Source organism: Corynebacterium sp. 335C (assembly GCF_053525695.1).
In genome coordinates, this window is the sequence record NZ_JASTTB010000002.1 from 359,863 (window position 1) to 384,580 (window position 24,718).

16 protein-coding genes are annotated in these 24,718 nt (G+C 74.6%); 9 read left to right on the plus strand and 7 right to left on the minus strand.

What is annotated here, in order from left to right; all coding sequences use genetic code 11:
- Positions 1 to 209: 209 nt before the first annotated feature.
- The 3 genes from QQS41_RS08625 to QQS41_RS08635 all read right to left on the minus strand — a co-directional run bounded on the left by QQS41_RS08625 (position 210) and on the right by QQS41_RS08635 (position 4,226).
- Complete coding sequence (locus QQS41_RS08625) at positions 210 to 1,883, minus strand: hypothetical protein (RefSeq protein WP_448852293.1); 1,674 nt, start codon at positions 1,881 to 1,883, stop codon at positions 210 to 212.
- Positions 1,884 to 2,284: 401 nt separating this feature from the next.
- Positions 2,285 to 3,583 (minus strand): hypothetical protein, encoded by a 1,299-nt coding sequence (locus QQS41_RS08630; RefSeq protein WP_448852294.1) that lies wholly within the window; start codon positions 3,581 to 3,583, stop codon positions 2,285 to 2,287.
- A 154-nt stretch (positions 3,584 to 3,737) separates the two neighbouring features.
- Entirely contained in the window at positions 3,738 to 4,226 is a 489-nt protein-coding gene (locus QQS41_RS08635) for a hypothetical protein (RefSeq protein WP_448852295.1), read from the minus strand.
- A gap of 254 nt (positions 4,227 to 4,480) precedes the next feature.
- Between QQS41_RS08635 and QQS41_RS08640 the strand changes: the two genes are divergently transcribed.
- The 9 genes from QQS41_RS08640 (at position 4,481) to QQS41_RS08680 (ending at position 20,375) form a co-directional block, all read left to right on the plus strand.
- Positions 4,481 to 6,355 (plus strand): dynamin family protein, encoded by a 1,875-nt coding sequence (locus QQS41_RS08640; protein ID WP_448852296.1) that lies wholly within the window; start codon positions 4,481 to 4,483, stop codon positions 6,353 to 6,355.
- Positions 6,352 to 7,800 carry a GTPase gene (locus tag QQS41_RS08645; protein ID WP_448852297.1) on the plus strand — a complete coding sequence of 483 codons (1,449 nt, stop codon included), beginning with the start codon at positions 6,352 to 6,354 and terminating at the stop codon, positions 7,798 to 7,800. The genes QQS41_RS08640 and QQS41_RS08645 overlap by 4 nt, the downstream gene beginning before the upstream one ends.
- 17 nt (positions 7,801 to 7,817) lie before the next feature.
- Positions 7,818 to 8,681: a hypothetical protein gene (locus QQS41_RS08650; RefSeq protein ID WP_448852298.1), complete on the plus strand. Its 864-nt coding sequence runs from the start codon at positions 7,818 to 7,820 to the stop codon at positions 8,679 to 8,681.
- 18 nt (positions 8,682 to 8,699) lie between these two features.
- The gene (locus QQS41_RS08655; protein ID WP_448852299.1) at positions 8,700 to 10,109 is read left to right on the plus strand and encodes a hypothetical protein; all 1,410 of its coding nucleotides are present in this window, start codon (positions 8,700 to 8,702) and stop codon (positions 10,107 to 10,109) included.
- 81 nt (positions 10,110 to 10,190) lie between these two features.
- Positions 10,191 to 12,305: an Hsp70 family protein gene (locus QQS41_RS08660; RefSeq protein WP_448852300.1), complete on the plus strand. Its 2,115-nt coding sequence runs from the start codon at positions 10,191 to 10,193 to the stop codon at positions 12,303 to 12,305.
- Between the two features lie 336 nt (positions 12,306 to 12,641).
- Complete coding sequence (locus tag QQS41_RS08665) at positions 12,642 to 14,522, plus strand: Hsp70 family protein (protein WP_448852301.1); 1,881 nt, start codon at positions 12,642 to 12,644, stop codon at positions 14,520 to 14,522.
- 106 nt (positions 14,523 to 14,628) lie between these two features.
- Positions 14,629 to 16,446 (plus strand): Hsp70 family protein, encoded by a 1,818-nt coding sequence (locus QQS41_RS08670; RefSeq protein WP_448852302.1) that lies wholly within the window; start codon positions 14,629 to 14,631, stop codon positions 16,444 to 16,446.
- A gap of 128 nt (positions 16,447 to 16,574) precedes the next feature.
- The gene (locus QQS41_RS08675; protein WP_448852303.1) at positions 16,575 to 18,443 is read left to right on the plus strand and encodes an Hsp70 family protein; all 1,869 of its coding nucleotides are present in this window, start codon (positions 16,575 to 16,577) and stop codon (positions 18,441 to 18,443) included.
- A gap of 27 nt (positions 18,444 to 18,470) precedes the next feature.
- Positions 18,471 to 20,375: an Hsp70 family protein gene (locus QQS41_RS08680; protein WP_448852304.1), complete on the plus strand. Its 1,905-nt coding sequence runs from the start codon at positions 18,471 to 18,473 to the stop codon at positions 20,373 to 20,375.
- 84 nt (positions 20,376 to 20,459) lie between these two features.
- Here QQS41_RS08680 and QQS41_RS08685 read toward each other — a convergent pair whose 3' ends face one another.
- The 4 genes from QQS41_RS08685 to glsA all read right to left on the minus strand — a co-directional run bounded on the left by QQS41_RS08685 (position 20,460) and on the right by glsA (position 24,540).
- Entirely contained in the window at positions 20,460 to 21,080 is a 621-nt protein-coding gene (locus QQS41_RS08685; protein WP_448852305.1) for an RNA polymerase sigma factor, read from the minus strand.
- Positions 21,067 to 21,537 (minus strand): hypothetical protein, encoded by a 471-nt coding sequence (locus QQS41_RS08690; RefSeq protein WP_448852306.1) that lies wholly within the window; start codon positions 21,535 to 21,537, stop codon positions 21,067 to 21,069. The genes QQS41_RS08685 and QQS41_RS08690 overlap by 14 nt, the downstream gene beginning before the upstream one ends.
- Before the next feature lie 717 nt (positions 21,538 to 22,254).
- A complete protein-coding gene (locus tag QQS41_RS08695) occupies positions 22,255 to 22,794 on the minus strand; it encodes an NADPH-dependent FMN reductase (RefSeq protein WP_448852307.1) in 540 nt (179 codons plus the stop codon).
- 432 nt (positions 22,795 to 23,226) lie between these two features.
- On the minus strand, positions 23,227 to 24,540 hold the full coding sequence (glsA, locus tag QQS41_RS08700; protein WP_448852308.1) for a glutaminase A: 1,314 nt from the start codon (positions 24,538 to 24,540) through the stop codon (positions 23,227 to 23,229).
- Between the last annotated feature and the right edge of the window lie 178 nt (positions 24,541 to 24,718).

A 24,718-nucleotide genomic window follows, 5' to 3' on the forward strand; every position in this document is an offset into this window, starting at 1 on the left:
CTGGGTGGGGCGTGCCCCGTGTGCTGTTGTCGTCGATGTGACGGGGCGGGGCGCGGGTTTTGTTCCCGGATGGGCGGTTTTCCGCGGGTTTTTTCGTTTCCGCTGGTCAGATGGTTCAGGCGGTGCTTTGCGACGCTCCCCGCGCGGCCGCGACCCCGCCGCCGGGGTCCGGGGCGGGGTCGCGGGGAGGGGAGCTGCGGGCCCCGTCGTCAGGCGTCGGCGGCGAGGTCCGCCGGGGTGCCGTCGGCCGGCGCTTCGGTGTCGTACCAGCCGTCGCCGTCGGTGTCCTCGTACATGGTGTCGAGGGTGCCGTCGCCGTCGCCGTCGACGCCCTTGACGTCGGCCATGCCGTTGCCGTCCATGTCGGCCTCGATGGTGTCGACGGTGCCGTCGCCGTCGGCGTCGACGAGGATCATGTCGGTCCTCGCGTCGCCGTCGGAGTCGACGGAGACGTTCTCGATGTCGCCGTCGCCGTCCCGGTCGTGGGCGACGGCGTCGATGTCCCCGTCGCCGTCGAGGTCGATGGAGTAGGTGTCGGGGGTCCCGTCGCCGTCGAGGTCCGTGCTGCCGATGACGCTGATGTTCTCCTTGGAGATGGCGCCCGGGTCGAGGGGCTGCCCGTCCTTCGCCCCGCCGCCGGCCGCGCCGCCGGCGGAGTCCCCGGCCGGGGCGCCCGCGTCGCGCGACGCGTCCTTGTCGGCCGGCGGGGCGGTGGCCTCGGCGCCGTCGCCCGCGTCGTCGCCGGCGCCGACCGGCGGGGCCTCGCCACCGCCGAAGACGGCCGCCTGCTGCTCCGGCGTCGCGCTGCCGCCGCCGTAGACGATGTCCGCGATCCCGTCGCCGTCGGTGTCCGACATGGAGGTGTCGAGCGTGCCGTCGCCGTCGGTGTCGAACTGGACGTGGTCGGGGTCGCCGTCGTCGTCGAAGTCGGCCACGCGGGTGTCCTCCACGCCGTCGCCGTCGGTGTCCATGTAGAAGGCGTCGGGGTTGCCGTCGTCGTCGAAGTCGTAGCTGTCGGTGACGGTGGCGTCCGGGTCGACGTCGAAGGCGCCGCGGGCGGGCACCTCGTGGGGCGGGGTGGCGCCGTCGGCGAAAACGGCGTCCTTCTGCGCCTGGGTGGGGTCCTCGGTGCCGTCGACCATGTCCAGGTCGCCGTCGTCGTCGTTGTCGGACATGGAGGTGTCGATCTCCCCGTCGTTGTCGACGTCGAAGCCGACGTAGTCGGGGTTGCCGTCGTCGTCGAAGTCCACGACGTTGACGTCCCGGACGCCGTCGCCGTCGGTGTCGAGGTAGAGGGAGTCGACGTTGCCGTCGTCGTCGAAGTCGTAGCTGTCGGTGACGGTGGCGTTCGGGTCGATCTCGACGGAGCCGCCGCCGGCGGGCTCCCCGGAGGAGGAGTCGGCGGCCGGCGCCTCCGCGGCCGGGGTCTCGTCGGCCGGAGCCTCGTCGGCCGGGGCCTCGCGGGAGGCGTCCTTGTCGGCAGGGATGTCCTCGGCCGGGGTCTCGTCGGCCGGGGCCTCGCGGGAGGCGTCCTTGTCGGCGGGGACCTCCTCGGCCGGGGCATCGGCGGCCGGAGCCTCCGCGCCCGCCGGGGTGAGCGCACCGTCGATGCCGTTCTCCGCGACGTCGCGCTGCGCCTGCGTCGGCGGGGTGTCGCCGTGCGAGCCGTCGATCACGCCGTCGCCGTCCTGGTCGACCTCGCCGTAGTCCATCACGCCGTCGCCGTCGACGTCGTAGCTGGCGTTGTCGATGCGGCCGTCGTAGTCGCCGTCGCCGAGGCGCATGTCGGCGACGCCGTCGCCGTCGGTGTCGACGCGGACGGAGTCGACGCGCTCGTCGTCGTTGTGGTCGAAGGTCTCGGTGATGCGGGGTTCGGTGGTCATGGTGTCCATCTCCTCGGATGTCGCCGGGGCCCTCGCCCCGTCTCTGCCGTGCTGTCGTCGATGGGACGGAGCGCCCACCGGGTGTTGTTCCCCGGTCGCCGGAAACTTTCCCCGGAGAATACGTGCTGGTGGCGCGGAGCGCAGCGTCGTTTTTCGAGTGACGACGGCACCCTCGCCGCGCGCAGTGGCGCGCAACGCCGTCTCCGCGTGACGACGGGGCCCTGCCGCGCCCGCGCCCCCGCCGCGGCGGGGAGCGTCGTCACGCGAATGCCGGGCCACCCGCCGCGGCGGAGGGGACCGCTCCGCGGGGGCGCCGCCACGCGGTGCCCGGACACGCGCCGACCCCGCCGCCGGCTGCTGCCGGGGCGGGGTCGCGGAGGAAGTGGCGCGGTGCGGGGGGACTAGACGTCCATCGCGTCGGAGTAGTCGGCGTCGCCGTCGCCGGCGTCGCCCACGACGTCGTCGAAGTCCCCCTCGGTGTCGTAGTAGCCGTCGCCGTCGGTGTCCTGGTGGACGACGTCCAGCTCGCCGTCGCCGTCGGTGTCGACCGCCATGACGTCGCCGATGGCGTCGCCGTCGGTGTCCATCTCGATGGTGTCCGGGTTGCCGTCCGCGTCGGTGTCCATGACCAGCGCGTCCGCGTCGCCGTCGCCGTCGATGTCCACGGCCATGGTCTCGATGTCGCCGTCGCCGTCGTCGTCGTACGCCTTCGCGTCGATGTCGCCGTCGCCGTCCAGGTCGATGGAGGCGGTGTCGACGACGCCGTCGCCGTCGGTGTCCTCCATGTCCTTGATTTCCATGGTCTCCGGGCTCATGTTGTCGATGTCCAGCGGCTCGCCGTTGCCCTCGCCGACCATCGGGTCGACCTCGCGGCCGGTGTCGCCCGGGGTGCCGGAGGGGGCCGCCGCGTCCGGGGCCGGGGCCTCACCGGCCGGGGCCTCGGCGTCGTCGGCCGGGGCGGCGTCCTCGGCGGGCCCGGTCTCCGCGGCGCCCGCGGCACCGGAGCCGGCGGCGTCGGCGGCGCCCGCGGCACCGGAGCCGCCCTCGATGACCGCGTCCTCCTGTGCCTGGGTCGGCGTGCCGTCGCCGTCGGTGTAGTCGATGACGCCGTCGCCGTCGGAGTCGCCGACGGAGGTGTCCATCGCGCCGTCGCCGTCGGTGTCGAAGTCCGCGTGGTCGATCTGGCCGTCGTCGTCGAAGTCGGAGGCGCGGACGTCGGCCTCGCCGTCGCCGTCGGTGTCCATGTAGGCGACGTCGACGTTGCCGTCATCGTCGAAGTCGTAGGAGTCGGTGATGGTCGCCTCGCCGGAGGCGCCGGCGCCGCCGGTCGCGTCCGCCGCGCCGGAGCCGGACCCGGAGGTGCCCTCCTCGTCGGCCGCCGGGGTGGCGGAGCCGGAGTCGTCGGTCGGGGTGACTGCGTCGTCGACGCCGTTCTCGGCGACGTCGCGCTGGGCGGCGGTCGGGGTGCCGGAGCCGGAGGTCTCGTCGACCCAGCCGTCGCCGTCCGTGTCGACCTCGGTGTAGTCCATGTCGCCGTCGCCGTCGACGTCGTACTCGGCCTTGTCGATGCGGGTGTCGCCGTCGGTGTCGGTGACGCGCATGTCGGCCACGCCGTCGCCGTCGGTGTCGACGCGGATGGCGTCGACCTGGCCGTCGTTGTCGTTGTCGAAGGTCTCGGTGATGCGGGGCTCGGTGCTCATGATGTCCAGTTCCTCACGTGGTCGTCGGGGCGTCTCCGCTCCCGTGTGCTGTTGTCGTCGATGTGACGGAGGGGGTGCTCCGTTTTGTTCCCCGGGTTCCGGGGATTTTTCCGGGATTTCCTCCGCCGCAGGTCAGAGGAGGAAAGCCACCGTCTCAGAGGGCGTCGGAGCAGTCCGCGGCGTCCGCCGCGCCGGATGGTTCTCCGGCGGGATCGCCGTAGTCCTCCTCGGGCATCTCCGCGACGGGGTCCTCGGCCGGGGCTCCGTAGTCCTCCTCGGGCATGTCGGAGGCGGGCATGTGGGTGCCGATGATGTCGACGGTCTCCAGCGAGCCGTCGTTGTCGTAGTCGCTGACCATCCGGTCGGCGTCGCCGTCGCCGTCGACGTCGGTGATGACGTGGTTGTGGATGCCGTCGCCGTCGGTGTCGACCTCGATGCGGTCGGCGATGCCGTCGCCGTCGAGGTCGATGAGCTGCGTGTCGACGGCCCCGTCGCCGTCGGTGTCGAGCTGCACGGTGTCGACGGCGCCGTCGCCGTCGGTGTCCGCGGAGCCCCGGACGCCGGCGGCCGCGGGATCGGTCGTGGGCATGGGGACGTCGGCGCCGCTGTCGCCCGTGGAGGCGCCGTAGGTGGTGTCGGTCATCGTGACCAGTCCTTCCGATGTCGAAGGGCCGGTGGCGGGTGCCGGTGGCCCGGTTTCAACCATGGGACGGGGCGTGCGGCCGGGATTGTTCCCGGGCCGTGTCGGATAGTTTTACCCATGATGGCGCCGAGTGGCGGATTATCGCCGCTTTCGGCCGGTGGGGAGACGAAACGGGGCAGGGGACCCTATGCTGGCTGCACCTGACGACGGCGGCCGCCCGGGCCGCCGCGCAACCGACGGGAGGAGATCTCGCGATGACGGGCGACGCGGGAGGCGGGGCCACGCCGGCGCCGGAGGAGGCGCTGCAGACGGCGGTCAAGATCCTGCGGCGCTACGGGCGCAACGGCACCGCGGCGCTGGCCGAGAGGCGGTTCCGCGACACCCTGCGCGTGCGCCGCGTGGTCGTCGTCGGCGAGGTCAAGCGCGGCAAGTCCAGCCTGGTCAACGCGCTGACCGGCCGCCGCGGCCTGGTGCCCGTCGGCGTCGGCCTGTGCACCTCCGCGCCGATCCGGGTGTTCACCCAGGCCGGGGAGGTCGACGAGTCGACGGTGACGCTGCACCGCGCCGGCGGGACCCGCGAGGTCCCGCGCACGGAGCTGACGGACTGGGTGCGCTTCGGCGAGGGTCACGTCGCGGAGGCGGGGGAGGACCTGCCCAGCGCCGTGTCCCTGGACATCGGCGGCAGCCCGCTGCCGGACGTCACCGTCATCGACACCCCGGGCGTCGGCGGCCTCGACGAGGGCGCCATCCGCCTGGCGCTGCACGAGTGCCGCAACGCCGGCGTGCTGGTGATGGTGTGCGACGCGTCGACGCCCATCACCGCACCGGAGATGGACGTGCTGCGCCGGGTGAAGGACGAGGGCGGCGCCGTCGTCGTCGCCGTGACGAAGGCGGACAAGAACCTGCGCCGCTGGCGCGACGTCGTCGCGGAGGACCGGCGGCTCATCGCGGAGCATCTCGGCCGGGAGGTGCCGGTCATCGGAGTCTCCAGCCTCCGCGCCCTCGACGCCGTCGACCTGGCGCTCACCGACCCGGAGCGCGCCCGCCGCATCGAGGAGTCCAGCGGCATCGCCGCGCTGCGCCGCGCCATCGTCGACGCGCTGGCGCTCGGCGACGCGCTGCCGCGCCTGGCGGGCCTGCGGGCGGCGCAGGACGGGCTTCGGCACGTCCTCGGCGTCGTCGACAAGGACATCGAGGTCGCCGGCCGCGGCGCCGACCTGCTGCCGGAGCTGGAGGCCCGCCGCGCGGAGCTGAAGGAGCTGCGCGAGCACGGCCAGGAATGGGAGCACTACATGCAGCGCTCCCTGACTCTGGACCGCACGGAGACGCTGAAGCGGCTGGATGCGGAGCTGGAGGAGCTGCAGCAGCGGTGGGGCGAGACCATCCGCAACCTCGGCATCCGCACGCTGAGCACCCGGCCGCAGGTGTTCACCGCCCAGATCGAGGCGGAGATGACCGAGGTGATGCAGCGCGCCGTCGGCTCCACGCTGGAGTCCCTGGAGCGCGAGACGATGCGGCTGTTCGACGACCCGGCGCAGTGGTCGTCCGTCGCCGCGTTCGCCATGGAGACGCTGGCGCCGCCGGAGGTGAAGGGCAAGGCCGTCGGCAAGCGGACGGAGAACCTGCTGGACCCGTCGCTGGCGACGATGGGCGTGATCGGCGCCGGCATGCTCGCCACCATCATCCCGCTGGCCCCGGTCGCGGGTGCGGCGTGGATCGCCGTCAACATCGGCTACCGCGCCATGCGCAACGGCCGCACCGCGCTGCTGTCGTGGCTGCGGGAGACGTGCCATACGACGCGGACCGCGACGGCGCGGATGATCGACGCGACGACGGCGGCGGTGCGCCCCGAGCTGGTGCTGCGCTACCGCGCGCACCTGCGCGACGAAGTCGAGGAGGTCACCGCCCGCATCGAGGAGGCGAAGGCCTCCGCCAAGCGCGGCGAGGCCGAGAGGAAGGCGACGATGGAGCGGCTGCGAAAGAACCGGGTGATCGTGGAGAAGGTCTCGAAGCGACTCGACGACGCCATCGCGACGGTCCGTGCGGAGGCCGGGGAGACCGCCCGCGCGGCCGGTGCCCCGGCGGCCGCGCAGGCGGCCGCGGTCCAGGCCCAGGGGGCGGCCCGATGAGCGCCCCGGTCAACGGCGCCCGCCCGGACGCCCCGATGGACCCGGTGTCGAAGCTGTTCCACCAGTGCCTCGACGCCCTGGCCGCCGGCGGCCACGACCTGCCGGACCACGCGGCCCGGCTGCGCTCCATCCTGGAGTCCCCGCCGCGCGTCGTCATCGTCGGACGCCTCAAGGCCGGCAAGTCGACGCTGGTCAACGCCCTGACCGGCAGCAAGGTCGCCGCGACGGCGTCGCTGGAGTGCACCAACGCCGTCGCCGTCTACCGCAACGGCAGCCCGGCCCGCGCGGAGGTCGTGGGCCTCGACGGTCGCCGTGAGCGCCGCGACCTCGTCGGCGGCATGCTCACCGACCTCGGCCGCCCGGCGGAGGAGGTCGCCTACGTCGACCGGTTCCTGCCCAGCCGCGCGCTGGAGGGCATCAGCCTCATCGACACCCCGGGCCTGGCGACGCTGACGACGGCCAACGCCGACGCCACCGGCCGCGCCCTCATCGACGGCTACGACCAGACCCGCGGCGCCTCCGTCGACGCCGACGCGGTGGTGTTCCTGTTCGACACGGCGCCGCGCCGCGACGAGCTCGACTTCCTCGGCCGCCTGGGCTTCACCCCGCTCAACGCGGTCGGCGTGCTCAGCCGCGCCGACGGCTTCGGCGAGGGCGCGATGGGCGCGGCCGATCCGCTGGACGCCGCGGCCGCCCACTGCGCGGGCATGAGCCGCGACCTGGCGTCGTCGGTGCGCCGCGTCGTCCCGCTGGCCGGCCTGCTGGCGGAGTCCGCCCGCGGCGGCCAGGTCACCCAGGCCGTCGCCCGCACCCTGACGGCGCTGGGCTCCCTCGACCGCTGGGACCTGCTGGAGGAGCTGGAGGCCGAGCGGCCCACCCGCGTACCCGCCGCGGAGCGGGACGCGGCGCTGGACCTGCTGGGCGAATACGGCGTCATCCACGGCGCCGCCGTCGCCCGGGACCGGGGCGCGGTCGGCCTGGCGGAGTGGCTGACGGAACGGTCCGGCATCGTCGAGCTGGAGCACGTGCTGCACGACGACGTGATGCCGCACGCCGCGCTGCACCGCGCCGGGCGCATCCTGGAGGGCCTCGACCGGCTGGCGTACTCGCACCCGGGCCGGGACCACATCCGGCAGGTCATCCACATCCTCACCTCGCAGCCGCTGCTGCGGAACGTGCTGCTGCACCGCAGCTTCCGCGGTCTGCTGGCGTCGGCGCCGCAGTCGCCGCTCATCCCCGCGGTCGCGGACCTGCTGCACTCCGGCTCTCCGGCGCGCCGTCTGGGCCTGACCGTCGGGGCGTCGCCGGAGGAGGTTCGCGCCCGCCACGCGGAGCTCATCGCCTGGCTGCAGGGCATGGCGATGGGCGTGCTGTCCGCCGCGGAGGAGGACGCGCGCGTGCTGTCGCTCGGCATCCTCGACGCCATGCGGCCCGACCTGCCCTGACGGCGAAGGGGGATGCGATGAGCGCCGGGAGGAGACTGGACGAGCGCCTGCGCCGGGCGGCGCGGGGCGACGGCGACGGGCGGCTGCGGATCCTCGCAGTCGTCATCGGGCCCCGCCGCACGTCCGCCGCGACGTGGACCCCGGGCGCGGTCGACTGCCCGGCGGTGCGCATCGGCGACGGGCCGAACGGGTCGATGCCGTCCGCGGTGGCGTGGGACGGCACCGGCTACGTCGTCGGCCATGCCGCGGAGCGCCTCATCGCGGCGTACCCGGCGGCGGGGGTCGCCTCGCCGTCGCCGCTGATGGGGCGGAAAACGGCGCAGATGGCAGGAGGCGAGGTGCCCGTCGACGAGCTCGTCGCGGCGATCCTCCGTCACGTCCTCCACGCCGCCGGGTACCGGGCCGGCGACGGCACGGTGGTGGTGATCGCGCGCCCGCGGGAGCTGGTGACCGCCGGTGACCGGGCCCTGATGAGGGGCGCGCGGCTGGCGGGCGTTCCCGACGCGGAGCTGGTGCTCGGGGACCTCCCCGGGGAACCGGGCGGAGCCGACGATCCGATGGCCGCGGCCGCCCTGGCGCTGAACCGGTCGGATCCGCGGGCCGCCAGGCGGCTGGTCCTGCGCCGCGCCATGGACGGCGGGGCGTGGGGGGGGCGCAGCACCTCCGGCTACGGCCGGAGGCTCCTCCGTCGTCTGCCCTGGGTTTTCGCCGTGATCATCCTGTTCTTCATCGCGCTCGCCGTCTACGAGGAGGCGGTGAAGGCGGACGCGTTGCCGGCCGACGTGCCGGGCGTGGAGCAGACGTGGAGCGTGGCGCCGCCCGAGGAGGCGCGCGTGCCCTCGCCGGGAATTCTCGGCGCCATGCGGCCCGAACCGCGGTAATCGGAGGGAACGAGGACCATGAACACCGGACATCAGTCGTATGGGGACGCGCAGCGGTCCGGGCGGGCCGGCGCCGGAGGGCCGCCCGGCATCATCGCCGTCGTCATCGGTCACCACAGGACCTCGGCCGCGGAGTGGACCCCCGGCACGCAGGGGTGCCCGTCCCTGCGGATCGGCGACGGGCCGATGGGCTCGATGGCGTCGGCGGTGGCGTGGAACGGGGAGGGCTACGTCGTCGGCTCGACCGCGGAGCGACTGATCGCGCACGATCCCTCGGCGGGCGTCGTCTCGCCGACCCCGCTGACGGGGCAGTACGCCGTGCCGGTCGGGGACCGTGAGGCGCCGGTCGAGGAGCTCATCGCGGCGATTATCCACCACGTCCTCCGCACGGGCCGGTATCGCCCGGGCCGTGGCACGAGGGTCGTGCTCGCACGACCGGAGGGCGTGGGGTCCGGCGGCGACCCCGTCCTGGCGGAGGCCGCCCGGCTGGCGGGCGTGCCGGCGCCCGAGCTGGTGATCGACGATCTGCCCAGGACATGGGAGGGCGCCGACGACCCCGTGGCCGCGACCGCCCTGGGGGCGGTGCAGTCGAACCCCGAGCTGGCCCATCGGGTCCGCGAGTCCACACGGGGTCCGGGAGCGCGGGATGCCTCCGACGGGCGGGACCCGTCGATGTGGATCGCCGTGGTCATCGTCGTGGCCACCGCGGTCGTCGGATTGCTCATCGGAGGCTTGCTCGCCCTCGAGGAGGCGGACCAGGGGCAGTCGTCGGGGTCGTGGTCGGCGGAGACGTCGGAGTCGTCGTCGGACGAGTCACCGGGCGAGTCGCCCGGCGGTGCAGCCGGCGGGGAGCGGAGGACGCTCGAGCGCGTCGATCAGGTTCCCGAGCCGGCCCGCGGCGTCCTGCCGTCCGCGTTCGTCGACGCCGCCGACTGGTGCATCCACACCGAGGGCGATGACGACTGGTTCTGCGGGTTCGAGGAGCTCCCGGGCCGCGACGGCCGCGCCCGGACCGTGAACCTGGCGATGACCCCGGAGGCGGTAGCCGGGGAGCAGTGGAAGTTCGAGGACCCGCCGCGGGGATTGCGCGCCGAGACGTTCGCGGACGCGGAGGGGCGCGGCGGCGTCGTCACGCTCTTCCCCGCGACCAGGGGCCCGGATCAGTCGTGGTACGTCATGGCGCACTATCCGGACGAGGGGATCGCCGCGACCTCGTTCGGCTTCGACGGGCGTGACGAGGCGGTGCGTTTCCTCGTTGCCCTCGGTTTCCTCGATGAGGGTGACGCGGGGTCCGGCGACGCCGGGGCGGACGGCTCCGGGGACGGCGCGGGCGGCTCCGGTGCGGGCGACGCCGACGCGGACGGCGGCGGCTCCGGCGCGGACGGCGGCGGTGACGCCCCGCGCCAGGGCGGTCGGCTGAACCGATGACGAACATCGTTTCCTGCGTTAAAGTTCGGTCCCATCCGGACCCCGTGACATACGGCACGCTTACACCGAGGATTCGCGAATATGAGTTCCTGGCATCTGGCCATTGATTTCGGCACGTCGAATACGGCGGCCGCCCACACCTCCGCAAGCTCGGGGGAGGTGGAGACTCTCCCGCTGTCGCACCAGGGCAACCTGATGCCGTCGGCGGTGTTCGCCGATGAGAAGGGCATCTACGTCGGGCATTCCGCCCGCAACCACGCCGGCTCCCGCCCGGACGCGTTCCTGGCGTCGCCGAAGCGCGTCATCGACCACGACGCGGTGACGCTCGGCGGCCGCTCCGTCGAGGTGTCGGACCTGGTGGGCGCGGTGCTGCACCGCGTCATCGAGACGGCGAAGAAGCAGCACGGCGGCGCCGACCCGGAGACCGTCACGCTGACGCACCCGGAGGCGTGGTCGGCGCACGCGCTGAACAACCTCAAGGCCGGCGCCGCGAAGGCCGGCGTCGACGCGTCGTCGCTGCACACGATTTCGGAGCCGCGCTCGGCCGCGCGCTTCTACTCCAAGGGCAAGGGCCTGGTCACCGGCGACCGCGTGGCGGTGTTCGACTTCGGCGGCGGCACGCTGGACATCGCGGTGCTGGAGAGGCGTGACGACGGGTCCTTCCAGGTGGTCACGGCCCGCGGCGACAATTCGCTGGGCGGCCGCAACGTCGATGCCCTCATCCGGAACTGGGTGCTGCGTCAGCTGGAGGAGGACGAGCCGCAGCTGGCGGGGTACCTGCGCTCCGCTCCGGCGAGCGTCACCGTCTCCCTGGACCACTCCATCCGGGAGGCCAAGGAGATCCTGTCGGACACCCCGTCGGCGACCATCACCGTGTCGACGCCGCAGGGCGAGACGAACCTCCTGCTGACGCGCGACGAGTTCGAGGAGCTGCTGGTCACCGACATCGATCGGGCGGTGGCGCTGACGCAGGCGACGCTGCGCGACGCCGGCGCCGGGGCGGAGACCGCGACGCTGTACCTCACCGGCGGCTCGGCGCGGATCCCGTACGTGCAGCAGCGCCTGGGCGAGGTGTGCCAGGTCGCGACGCTGGACGACCCGAAGACCGTCGTGGCGCGCGGCGCGCTGATGGCGACGCTGTCGGGTGCCGGGGCGGGCGATTCCGCGGCCGACGACAATCCGTTCGCGGGGATGTCCGGCGGCGCGGCCGCCGGGGCGGCGGGCGCAGGTGCGGCCGGAGCGGGTGCCGCCGCTGCCGCCGGCGCGGCCGCCCAGCAGGGCGAGACCGAGGTGCCCCGTCCGGCGGGCGTCGGCGCCTCCGACGCCGAGGCCGGGCGAGACCAGTCGGGCGACGGCCGCGGCGCCGGGGCGAACGCGAACCCGTACGGCGGCCCGGGCGCGGGGGCTGGTGCCGGTGCGGCCGACGGGGCCGGTGCCGCCTCGGGTGCCGCGGCTAACCAGTGGGGTTCGGGCGGCCCGCAGGGGGTGGCCAACCAGTACGGCTCCGGCGGCCCGCAGGGGCCGGGCAACCAGTACGGCTCCGGCGGCCCGCAGGGTCCCGGCAACCAGTACGGCTCGGGGGCTCCGCAGGGGCCGGGCAGCCAGTACGGCGCCGCTGCCCCGTCGTCGTCCTCGAAGGAGTCGGGCGGCTCGAAGGCCGTGCCGATCGCCATCGGCGCGATCATCGTCCTGGTCGTCGCCGTCGGCGGCTTCTTCGGCGTCAAGGCCCTGACGGGCGGAGGCGACTCCGCCGGGGAGGAGACCGCCGCCGAGGGCGCCGGGGCGGTGCCGATGGGAGGCACCGTCGAGGGGCTTCCCCAGGAGGTCGCGGACAAGCTGCCGACGTCCTTCCTGGAGTCGCTCGTGGAGTGCCATGGTTCGTCCCCCCTTTACTGCGATTTCACCGAGGAGGCGTCGACCTCGCTGGGCGGTGTGAGGAGCGTGACCGTCCAGGCGCCTGCCTCCGACACGACGGGAAAGAGCCTCATGGAGTACGCGGAAGAGAGCGACGACCCGGCGCCGATCGTCCTCAACGAGGCGAATCCGCGTGCCATCGTCGCGCCCAATCACGGCTCCTCCGAGGCGGCCTTCTACGTGTACTACGAGGACTCGGACATTCTGGTGTCCCGGTCGGGTGCGGGTACCGATTCCAACGCGAAGGCCCTGGCGGACCACGCCCGCGGGGTGACGAAGTAACTCCGCGGCACCCCCTTTCCGGCCGGTGAATGCATGCGCGAATACATGCATTCGCCGGCCTTTCGCATGCCCGCCTCCGCGGTAATGCCGCGCCCGCACGCGGTATTCGCCGCGCAATTCCCGCCATTTCCCTGGGCGGGGGCGCGCAGCTCCGAAAAGCGCTGCGCACCAGCGTATTCGTGGTGATAGATCCACTAAAAATGGTGACGGATCCGTTAATGGTGATTACCCCGAAATATCCGCCGGTTATGCGATGACGGGCCGCGAATCCTCGATTAATGTTCGTCCCACGACAGCCCATGTGAGCTCCCGCACACGGATACGAGGATCGCGTACATGACCCCCTGGCATCTCGCCATCGACTTCGGCACCACCAACACCGCTGCCGCGCACGCCGACGACGGCGCCCGTCCCGCGGTCCTCGCCCTCACCGACGACGGCGCGTCCATGCCGTCGGCCGTCTTCGCCGGCGACGACGGCCTGTACGTCGGCGTGGCGGCCGTCGCTCGCGCCGCCGCGGATCCCTCGGCGTTCACGCCGGCGCCGAAGCGCGCCATCGAGATGGAGTCGGTCCGCCTGGGCTCCCGCGACGTGCCGGTCGCGGAGCTCGTCGCCGCCGTCCTGCACCGCGTGCTGGAGCGCGCCCGCGCCGCCCACGGCGGCACCGACCCGGAGACGGTGACGCTGACGCACCCGGAGGCGTGGCCGCCGCGCGCCCTGGAGAACCTCCGCGCCGCCGCGGTCCTCGCCGGCGTCCCGGAGGCCGCGCTGCGCGAGGTCTCCGAGCCCCGCGCCGCCGCCCGCTTCCACGCCGCCGCGGCCGCCGGCTCCGATCCCGCCGGCCGCGTCGCCGTCTTCGACTTCGGCGGCGGCACCCTCGACGTCGCCGTGCTGGAGCGCGACGGCGCCGACTTCCGCGTCGTCGCCGCCCGGGGCGACAACTCCCTCGGCGGCCGTACGGTCGACGCGCGCCTGCGCGATCACGTCATCGCCCGCCTGGAGGACGACGACCCGGACCGCGCAGCGAAGCTGCGCTCCGCCGCGCCGGGTGCGACCGCCGCGTTCGACGAGGCGGTGCGCGCGGCGAAGGAGACGCTGTCCGAGTCGCCGGAGGCGGTCGTGTCGCTTGACGACGGCACCCTGGTCACCGTCACCCGCGGCGAACTCGAGGAACTGCTGGCCGATGACGTGGCCCGCGCCGCCGACATGACGGAGGCGACGCTGCGCGAGGCCGGCGCCGACCCGGCCGAGACGACGCTGCACCTGGCCGGCGGGTCGTCGGCGGTGCCGTGCTTCCGCGCGGAGCTGGAGCGCCGCTTCCGCGTGACGACGGCCGAAGACCCGAAGACCGTCGTCGCCCGCGGCGCCCTCGCCGTCCCGGCGGCGGGGGAGGAGGCGCTGGCTCCGGCGCCCGCCGAGTCCGCCGCCGCGGGCGGCTCCGCCTCCGGCGACGGCGTGGACCCGTCGGCCGGCTCCGCAGCCGTCGGCGCAGGACCGGCGGGTGCGGGAGCGGCGGGCGCCGCGGCGACCGCGGCCGCGCAGCCGGCTGCGCCCGCCCGGCCCGGCGCCTCCGACTCCGTCGACCACCCCGCCACCGCGGAACCGCAGGATGACGGGTCCCGCGGCCTCGCGCTGCCGATCCTCGGCATCGTCGTGCTGGCGGCGGTGCTGGGCACGGCGGCGTTCTTCGGCACCCGCGCGTTCCTGGAGCGCGACTCCGGCGGGGAGCAGGCGCAGGCCGCCCCCGCGGCCGCCGCTCCGGCCCCGCAGGACGGCCCGCGCACGCCGGTGCCGCTGCCGGCCGGCGCCCCGATCCAGGGTCTGCCCGAGGAGTTCGCGGAGGCGCTGCCGGAGGCCTACGCCGACCACCTGGAGAAGTGCTGGGAGGACACGGCGCCGGACTACCAGTGCTTCTGGAAGGACCCGGACGGACAGGAGCAGCGCGTTGGCGTCGGCTCGACGCACATCCACGCCGGCCGCGATGTCGCTGAGCGGAAGAAGAACGAGGTAGACGCCGAGCGCGGCGGCCGCGACGTCACCCGCGTCGGCGGCCAGGGCGGCGGCCCGATGGCGTACCTGTACGGGCCGTCCGGGGACGGGGGCTACGCCGTCCACTACCTGGACCGGGAGGCGGGGCTGTACGTGACGGCCGAGCCCATCGGGACGCGCGAGCAGGCGGACGCGTTCATCGCGGACCTTGGGCTGGAGGCCCCGTGATCGCGCCCGCCGCCACCACCGCCCGCGCCGCCGCGGCAGCCCGGCCCGCATCCGCGCCCGCCGCCACCGCCCCCACCGCGCCGACGCGACGAAAGGCACGACGAGCATGACCACCCCCTGGCATCTGGCCATCGACTTCGGCACGTCGAACACGGCGGCCGCGCACACCTCGGCCTCCGGCGGCCGCGTGGAGACGGTCGCCCTGACCCACCACGGCGCGCTGATGCCGTCGGCGGTGTACGCCGACGCCGACGGCATCGAGGTCGGCCACGTCGCGGTCAACCGCGCGGAGCGCCGGCCGGAGTGCTTCCTGGCCTCCCCGAAGCGCCTGATGGAGCACGACGAGGTGCCGCTGGGCGACGCCCGCCACCGGGTCGCGGACCTGGTGGGCGCGGTCCTGCGCCGCGTCGTCGACGTGGCGTCGTCGCGCCATGACGGGCAGCCGCCGGCGTCGGTGACGCTGACGCACCCGGAGGCGTGGCCCGCCCCGGCGCTGGCGAACCTCCGCGCCGCGGCGGCGGCCGCCGGCATCGACGACGGCGCGGTGCACCTGGTCTCGGAGCCGCGGGCGGCGGCGCGCCTGTACGCGCTGCGCGACGGCGGCGTCTCCGCGGGCGACCACGTGGCGGTGTTCGACTTCGGCGCGGGCACCCTCGACATCGCGGTGCTGGAGCGAGTCGGCGCCGACTTCCGCGTCGTCGCCGCCCGCGGCGACAACTCCCTGGGCGGCCGCAACGTCGACGTCGCGCTGCGCCGCCACGTGGAGCGCCGCCTGGACGCGGAGCACCCGGCTGTCGCGGACTACCTGGTCACCGCGCCGCCGAGCGTCGCGCTGACGCTGGGGCATTCCGTGAGGCAGGCGAAGGAGCTGCTGTCCGACGCGTGGACGGCGACGGTGACGGTGTCGACGCCGCTGGGGGAGACGAACCTCATCATCACCCGCGGGGAGTTCGAGGAGCTGCTGGCCGACGACCTCGACCGCGCCGCCGCCCTCACCCGCGCCGCGCTGCGCGACGCGGGCGCCGACCCCGCCACGACCGCCGTGTACCTCACCGGCGGCTCCGCCCGCATCCCGCTCGTGCAGGAGAAGCTGGCGGAGGCCGGCCGCGTCGCGACGCTCGACGACCCGAAGACCGTCGTCGCCCGCGGCGCGCTCATGGCCACGGCCTCGGAGCTGGGCGCCGAGTGGCGCGACGGCGGCGCCGAGGGGTCGGCCGCCCCCGCCCCCGGCGCGCACGCCCCGGCGCGTGCATGGGGCGGGGAGGGCGCCGTCGTCACGCATCGCGCGGATCACCCGCAGCCGCGTGACGACGGCGACCGCCCCGCCACCCTCGGCGAACTCGACCGGGGACGGCGCATCGGCGCGATCGCGGCGAGCGTCGTGCTGCTCGTCGCCGCGATCGGCGGCGGCGTCTACGCGTGGCGCGAGGGCCTCATCCCGGGGCTCGCGAAGGAGCGCGACACGACGGCGACGGCGAAGGGCCTGCCGGCCTACGTCGAGGAGGCGCTGCCGGACCGGTTCGCCGCCGTCATCGACGGGTGCGCGACGCACAAGTCCATCTACGGCGAGAGCCCCGAGCTGAAGAACCTCCAGAGCACCACCCGCTACGAGTGCACGAGGGTCGACGGCAACGTCTCGGCCGAGTACGGCATCAACTTCGGACCCCACTTCGAGACCGACGCCGAGAGCGCGGAGAAGAGCGCGGACACCTGGGCCGACCGCGCCGACGAGGGGATGCTGCGGAAGGTCCACGACGCCGACGGCTACGTCGTCTACGTCGACGCCGAGGCCGACGAGCAGGGCGTGTGGGGCGCGCAGATCGTGCTGCGGGACGCCGACTCCGGGCTCCTCATCGCCTGCGACAGCGAGGCGCAGCTGCAGCGGCTGCTCACCGACATGGGCTTCATGGGGGAGCGGGCGTGACGGCGGCGAGGGGAAGCGGCGGCGCGCGTGACGGCGCCGGCGCGCGTGACGGCGCCGGCGGTGGCGCGGCGCACGGCGGCGCCGGCGGCAACGGGGCAGCGGGCAACGGCGGAGACACGGGAGGCGACATGACCTGGCACCTGGCCATCGACTACGGCACGTCCAACACGGCGGCCGCGCACGCGGAGGCCGGCGGAAAACCGGCGGCTCTGACGCTGTCGCGCCACGGCGCGCTGCTGCCGTCGTCGGTGCACCTGCGCGACGGCGAGCTGGCCACGGGCGACGAGGCCCTGGCCGGCGGCGCCGCCGACCCGGCGGGCTTCCTGCCGTCGCCGAAGCGCGTCATCGACCACGACCGGGTGCCGCTGGGCGGCTCCTCGGTGGAGGTCGCCGACGCCGTGGCGGCCGTGCTGCGCCGCGTCATCGCCTCCGGCGCCGAACGCCACGGCGGGGCGGCGCCGACGACGGTGACGCTGACGCACCCGGAGGCGTGGCCGCCCGGCTCCGTCGCCCGGCTGCGCGCGGCCGCCGTCGCGGCGGGCGTCGACGAGGACGCCGTGCTGACCATCTCCGAGCCGCGCGCGGCGGCGCACTTCTACGCCGCCCGGGCGGCCGAGGGCGGCGACGCCGACGGCACGGGCGCGGATGGTGTGGGCGCGGTCGCGGACGGTGACGGGGCTTCGGCGGACGGCGCGGGCGCCACGGGCCGTGTCGCCGTGTTCGACTTCGGCGCCGGCACCCTCGACGTCGCCGTCCTGGAGCCCGACGGCGCGGGTCACCGCGTCGTCGCCGCCCGCGGCGACAACTCGCTCGGCGGCCGCACGGTCGACGCCCTGGTCCGCGCGTGGGCCCTCGACCAGCTGGAGCGCGACGAGCCGCAGCTGGCCGAGTACCTCGACTCCGCGCCGCCGAGCGTCGCGATGTCCCTCGACGGCTCCGTCCGCCAGGCCAAGGAGATCCTGTCGGACGCCGCATCCGCGACGGTGACCGTGTCGACGCCGCTCGGCGAGGCCGACCTCCTGCTCACCCGCGACGAGTTCGAGTCCCTCCTCGCCCCCGAGATCGACCGCGCCGTCGACCTCACCCGCGCCGTGCTGCGCGATGCCGGCGTCGACGGGCCCGTGCCGCTGTACCTCGTCGGCGGGTCCTCGGCCATCCCGATGGTGCAGGACCGCCTCGGCGAGGTCGGCCGCGTCGCGACGCTCGACGACCCGAAGACGGTCGTCGCCCGCGGAGCCCTGCGCGCCGCGATGGACGGCGCCGCCGCCGACGCGTCCGGCCTCACCGCGCCGGGCGTGGCGGGTGCGGCCGGATCCGGGGCGGCCGCCGCCGGCGCGGGTGCCGGGGCCGCCTCCGCCGCGGGCGGGGGAACGGGGGAGGGGGACGGCGCAAAGCCCCGCGCCTCCCGCGGGCGCGTGCTGGCGCTGTCCGCGGTCGCGGCCTCCGTCGCGGCGATCGCGATCGGCGCGGGCGCCGGCGCGATGACCGCCGACGACACCGTCGAATGGACCGCCGCCGAGACCCGCGAGCCGGTCCCCGGCCTGCCCGAGTCCGCCGACGCCACCGTCACCGACGAGATGCGCACCGCGCTGGAGTACTGCACCGAATACGAGCTCAACCGCCTCAACCCCTCCGGGCAGAAGGACCCCGGCACGGTGTTCGACTGCTCCGTGCGGATGAGCCAGCAGAACGTCACGGACCGTCCCGTGCCGTGGTCCCCGACGTTCATCGTCGGCGGCTCGACGTGGGAGGACGACGTCGCGACGTTCGCCGACGCCTACGAGCCGCTCGGCGAGGAGGTCCACGACATCACCGAGGGCGGCATCCGCGCCATCGCGAAGACCGAGCGCGGCGGCGAGGCAGTCGAGATCCTCGTCCTCTACCCCGGCGAGGTCGCGCTGTACGACGACGTCCGGCCCATCGACGCCGGCCCCGACCTCGTCGAGTGGGCGCGCGACTACGTCCGCACCTACGTCCTCGGCGAGCCGCCGGCGTAGCCGCCGCCCCACCGAACGGAGCCCCGCATGACCGGCACCTGGCACCTCGCCGTCGACTTCGGCACCTCCAACACCGCCGCCGCGCACACCACGCCCGACGGCGCGGAGGCCCTCGCCCTGACCCACGAGGGCCACCTCATGCCGTCGGCCGTGTTCGCCGGCGACGACGGCATCCACGCCGGCCCCGCCGCCGTGAACATGGGCGCCTCCCGCCCCGACGCGTTCCTCGCGTCGCCGAAGCGCATGATCGACCACGCGACGGTGCCGCTCGGCGGCCGCGACGTCGAGGTCGCCGACCTGGTCGCGGCGGTGCTGCGGCGCGTCATCGACGTCGGCGCCCGCCGCCACGGCGGCGCCGCCCCGGCGACGCTGACGCTGACACACCCCGAGGCGTGGCCGGCGACGGCCCTGGCGACGCTGCGGGAGGCCGCCGCCCGCGCCGGCGTCGACCCCGCGGCGACGGCGCTCGTCTCCGAGCCGCGGGCGGCGGCGCTGCACCACGCCGCCGGCCACGGCGTCCCCGACGGCGGGCACGTCGCGGTGTTCGACTTCGGCGGCGGCACGCTCGACGTGGCGGTGCTGGAGGCCCGCGGTGGCGGGGCGTTCGACGTCGTCGCGGCCCGCGGCGACAACTCCCTCGGCGGCCGCAACGTCGACGCCGCGCTGCGCGCCCACGTGCTCCGCGAGCTCGAGGACGAGGACCCGGAGGCCGCGCGCTTCGCCGCCTCCGCGTCGCCCGCGGCGCAGCTGGCGTTCGACCAGTCGGTGCGGCGGGCGAAGGAGATCCTGTCGGATTCGACGTCGGCGACGGTCGCCGTCGTCACGCCCGACGGGCCGCGCGGCGTCGACGTCACCCGCGCGGAGCTCGAGGAGCTCCTCGCCGACGACGTCGCCCGCGCCGCCGATCTCGTCCGCGCCGCGCTGCGCGACGCCGGCGCGGACCCCGCGTCGACGCCGCTGTTCCTCGTCGGCGGGTCGTCGCTCATCCCGCTGGTGCGGGAGGTGCTTGACGACGTCTCCCGCGTCACCACCCTCGACGATCCCAAGACGGTCGTCGCCCGAGGGGCGCTGGCGGAGGCGGCGCGCGCGGCGGCCGCCGGCGAGGTGGGCGGTTCGGCCGGCGGCGGGGCGGGCGCGGGCGGAGCCGGGGGCGCCGATGCCGCGGCCGACCCGGACAACCCGTTCGCGTCGCTCACGGGCGCTGCGGCGGGCGCGGGCGGAGCCGGGGGCGCCGATGCCGCGGCCGACCCGGACAACCCGTTCGCGTCGCTGACCGGCGCCGCGGGCGCGGCCGGCGCATCCGGGGCGGACGCCGACGCGACCGCCGGTGCCGCCGACGACGCGGCCAACCCCTTCGCATCCCTCATGGGAGGCGCCGCAGCCCCCGCCACGCGCGACGGCGACGACGCGGAGACGGCGGCACAGGCGGGGGAGGACCCGTCGTCACGCGCACGACGGCGACGGCTGATCACCGTGTCCGTCATCGCGGCGGTCGTCGCCGTCGGCGGCGGCATCGCCGCATGGACCATGGCCTCCGGCGGCGGCGAGGAGACGCAGGCCGAGGCCGCCCCCGCCAGCCGCGTCGACGGCCTGCCCCCGGCGGTCGCGGACGTGCTGCCGGAGGAGCTCGTCGCCAAGACCGGCCGCTGCCTGCCCGCCGCCGGCGGCTACACCTGCGACTTCTCCGACCACATCGCCGCGCAGACCGACTACGCCATGTTCCACTACCGCATCCTCGACGACCCCGCCCAGATGACCGAGACCCCCGAGGGCGACGTGGTGCGCGAGTCGGGGCCGCGGGTCGTCATCAAGGAGGCGTCCAACGCCACCATCACCGTCGACTGGGACGAGGGCACGCGCGTCCGCCTCGAAGCCGAATCGAACGTCCGCAGCCAGGCCGACAAGTTCGTCGACGACATGGGCCTGCGCTGACGCGCGGCGGGCGCCGACCCGCGGCCGGGCGGCTCCGCTCGCGGCGGGCGGGACGGCGGTGGCGCGGCACCCGTCGTCACGCAACTACAGCAGCGGCGCCAGCTCCGCCTTCAGCTTCGACCGCGCACGGCTGATGCGCGACTTCACCGTCTGAATGGGCACGCCCTGATGATCGGCGATGGCCTGGTACGTCATCTGCGCGTACTCCCGCAGCACGATGGCCTCCCGGAACTCCGGCGCCAACGCCGCCAGCGCCTGGCCGACCGCGGAACGCTCCGCGATGACCTCGTCATGTCCGACCGCGCCGTCCGCCACCTCCGGCGTGTCCTCGCCGTCGATGTCGTCCGTCTGCTTCCGCGCGCGGACTACGTCGATGGCGGCGTTCGACGCGATGCGGTGCGCCCACGTGGAGAAGCGGGAGCGCCCGTCGAAGCGATCGAGGTTGCGCCACGCCGCGGCCAGCGCGTTCTGCAGCGCGTCCTCGGCGTCCTGCCGGTGGCCGGTCACGCGCAGGCAGACGGCCCACAGGTGCTCGTAGCTGGCCTGCACCAGCTCTCCGAACGCCCGCTGGTCGCCGCCGCGGGCGCGCTCGAGCAGCTGGCGCTCGCGTTCGCGGGCGGCGTCGCGGGCGGTGTCGCCCGCGGGGTGGCCCGCGGAGTGGCCCGACTGGGCGGGCCGGGTTGTGCGGATATCAGGAGAGGGCATCGTCCCCCCATCCGTCATCGGGGTCGTCGACGGCGGCTCCCGAGGGGTCGGCCGCGTCGGCGGAGTCGGCGTAATCGTCGGACGGGGCGGCGGACCAGTCGTCGACGACCGGGTCGGCGTAGCCGGCCCCGAAGTCGTCGCCGGCGTCGATGCCGGCGTCCACGTCGAGGTCGTCGTCCGCGTCATCGAGGTCGGAGAGGTCGTCGTCGGCCGCGGCGGCGCCGGACGCGCCGCTGTCCAGGTCGGACAGGTCGACGTCGTCGGCCTCGTCGGCGGCTGCCGGGTCTGCGGCGTCGGTGGTCTCGTCGTCGGGCTCGAAATCCCCGGCGTCGGGGATGAGGTGGTCGAGGCCCTCGCCGTCGTGGGCGAAGGCGCCGGCCAGGATCCCGTCCAACGGAGGGGGCTCCGGCAGGTCGTCGACCGCGGGCAGCCCCAGGAGATCGGTGTCGGTGGTCATGGCGTTCCTCGCAATCGGGGTTGTCGACAGGGTATCGGTTTCACCGATGGGACTGTCCCGGTTGGGCGTTTTGTTCCCGTGAGCTGCGTCAAGACCCCTGGTCCGGATGCTCGGGGACGACCAGGGTGGGTGTTCCGGGGTGCGCGGAGAGCCCATCGGCACGCGCGAACGGCTGAGCAGGATGCGCCGAGGCCGGCTCCGGACGTGCGGAGGTCGGATCAGGGTGCGCTGTGTGAGGAACGGGGCGCACGAAACGGCAGCGGGGCGCAGTCGGGAGGCCCGAACCGATGGTCCGGGACCGCTCTCGGCGGTTCTCCTGCGTTTCAGCGTGGTTCGCGGGCTCGGGGGGAGGGGGGGGAGGGGCTGCATGGCGGTCAAGCGCAGGAAATCGGCCCGAAATCCTGCGTTTGAGCGTCACTCAGCGGCCGCCGCAGACGCGTGTACTACGTCCAAATGCAGGGCCCAATCGGGCATCCCGCGAAAACGCCCTCAGGGCCCCTCAGCGGCGTCGAGGGCGATTCCGGCATTCGGGTCCGGGAGCCTCCCGAAAACGGCTCAGCGGCCGATATGGCGCGTCCGTCCGAAAACGGCCCCGGATTTCGCGGGACGACGGCGCATGCATGACGACGCCCCGGCCACGCGGGCGGCGTGGACGGGGCGGTGGGTGAGGCGCCGACTGCGCGGGTGAGGCGGCGGGCCGGCCGGTGGACCGGGACCCTAGGAGGCCAGCTTGACCAGCTCGTCGAGCATGGCGTTCAGCTCGGCCTCGCGGCCCTCGGCGGGGACGAAGGAGCCGTCCTTGGCGAGCTCCTCGCCGAGGCCGATCCCGACGTGCTCGGTGACGGCCTGCATCTTGAGGTTGCCGACGATGTCGCGCCAGTGGGCGACGGCGCGCTCGCCGTGGTGGAAGCCGTAGCCGACGAAGGCGACGGGCTTGCCGGTCCACTCGACGAAGAGCAGGTCGACGGCGTTCTTGAAGGCGGCCGGCGGGGCAGCGTTGTACTCGGGGGTGATGAAGACGTAGCCGTCGAGCGGGGCGATGACCTTCGCCCACTCGGTGGTCTTCGGGTCCTCGTACTCGCCGTTGGCCATGCCCGGCATCGTCGGCTCGGTCAGGAGGTTGAGGTCCTGGGCCGCGAGGCGGATGTCGACGAACTCGGCGTCGTCGCGGCCGGCGGCGACCTGGTTGACCCAGTCGCCGATCTTCTGGCCGTTGTTGCCCTGGCGGGTGGTGCCGGTGATGATGCCGATCTTCATGCGGTGATGCCTTTCGTCGTGGTGGTCGTGGTGGTCGCCGGCCCGGGGCTGGCGGGCGCGGCGGGTGCCGTTCGCAGTCGTTCATGGTCGACGTCGGCGGGCCGGGGTGGGGCCGCGCCCCGCCGTGTTGATATGACAACACCTTGGGGTGGAGTTGACATGCCCGCAACCCTTGCGTGTGGTGGCGTGCATCACATCCCGCTTGTGGTGCCGCGTGAGGTGGCGGTGCTTGACGACGTCACCCGCGCCGCGCGCTCGCCACCGACGGAGCCCACGCCACCGACAGAGCGCATGCCGCCGTCCGCGCGTGCCGCGCAGGGGTCAGCACTTGTCGACGTCACCCGCGCGCCGCCGACGCCCCGCACAACGAAAAGCCCCCGCCCCGCCGCGTGGGAGGCGCGGACGGGGGAGGGGGCCGTCGTCAAGCAAACGTCACTCGGGGCGGTCGGAGCGGTACTCGCGGACCTCGGCGTTGGTGACCCACGTCGGGGCGTGGCAGCGGGAGTGGTCGAGGAGCTCCTGGGGGTCGTTGACGTAGACGTCGACGCGCTCGGCGGTGCCCTGGAGCAGCTCCTCCATGAGCCCGCGGGCGAAGCGGCTGATGGAGCGGACCTCGACGAGGTCGAGGAAGAGCGACGTGCCGGCGCGGGCGCCCTCGACGACCTCGCGGTCGATGGACTCGTAGGCCGCGAAGTCGATGTCGCCGTAGAGGCGCAGGAGCGTGGTCTCGCGCTCGCCGTCGTCGTCGAAGTCGACGAGCGCCCGGTTGCGCAGCGCGCCGGTGGGGCGGCCGGTGATGCGCATCATGTGCAGGCCGAGCTCCTCGGAGGCGGTGCGGAAGAACGCGGCGCCGCGGACGGAGGTGCCGACCTCGTCGAGGCGCGGGGAGAACGACGCGAGCGCGAGCTGGCCGGGGATGACGCCGAGGATGCAGCCGGAGACGCCGGACTTCGCGGGGACGCCGACGGTGTTCATCCAGCTGCCGGCGGCGTCGTACATGCCGCACGTCGACATGACGGAGAGGATCCACTGGACGGTCTCGGCGCGGAGGACGCGCTCGCCGGTGTCGGGCTGGATGCCTCCGTTGGCCAGCGTCGCGCCGATGGCGGCGAGGTCGCGGACGGTGACCAGGACGGAGCACTGGCGGCAGTAGCCGCGGTAGACCTCGCGCGGGTTGGAGATGATCGTCTCCGCCGACCGCAGGAGGTTGGCGATGGCGAGGTTGCGGTAGCCGGTGGCCTCCTCGTCGGCGAAGAGGTCCTCGTCGACGCGCAGCGGGCGGCCGGCGAGGCGGGAGAAGCCGTCGAGGATGAGCGCGTCGACGTCCGCGGCGCCGGAGCGGCAGTCGGCGAGCCGGTCGTGGAGCAGCCCGTGGACGGCGAGCGCGCCGGCGTTGATCATCGGGTTGACGGGGCGGCCGGACTTGCCGAGGGAGATGGAGTTGAACTTGTCGCCCGACGGCTCGACGCCGACGTGCTGCAGCACCGCGTCGAGGCCGAGCTCCTCGATGGCGAGGCCGTACGCGAGGGGCTTGGACACGGACTGGAGGGAGAACTCGACGTCGACGTCGCCGAACGCGTAGAGGTCGCCGCCCGGGGTGACGATCGCGGTGGCGTAGAGCTCCGGATCCACCTTCGCCAGGCCCGGGATGTAGCCGGCGTTCTGGCCGCCGGTGACGGTCAGGCAGCGCTCGGTGATGTCCGCGAGGGTCTGGCGGAAGGGGGAGTGCGTCGTGCGGTTGTCCATGGTCCGGGATGGTACGTGGCGTTCACCGGCGCGTCGCGGCGGGGTGCGGTGGCCGCGCGGCTCACCGCGGGTGCGGGGGAGGTGCTTTGCGACGGCCACCGCCGCGGCCCGCGCCCCGGATCGGCGGCGGGGCCCGGACCGCGCCAGTGTGCGGTGCCGGGCCCCGCGGGGCGGCGTG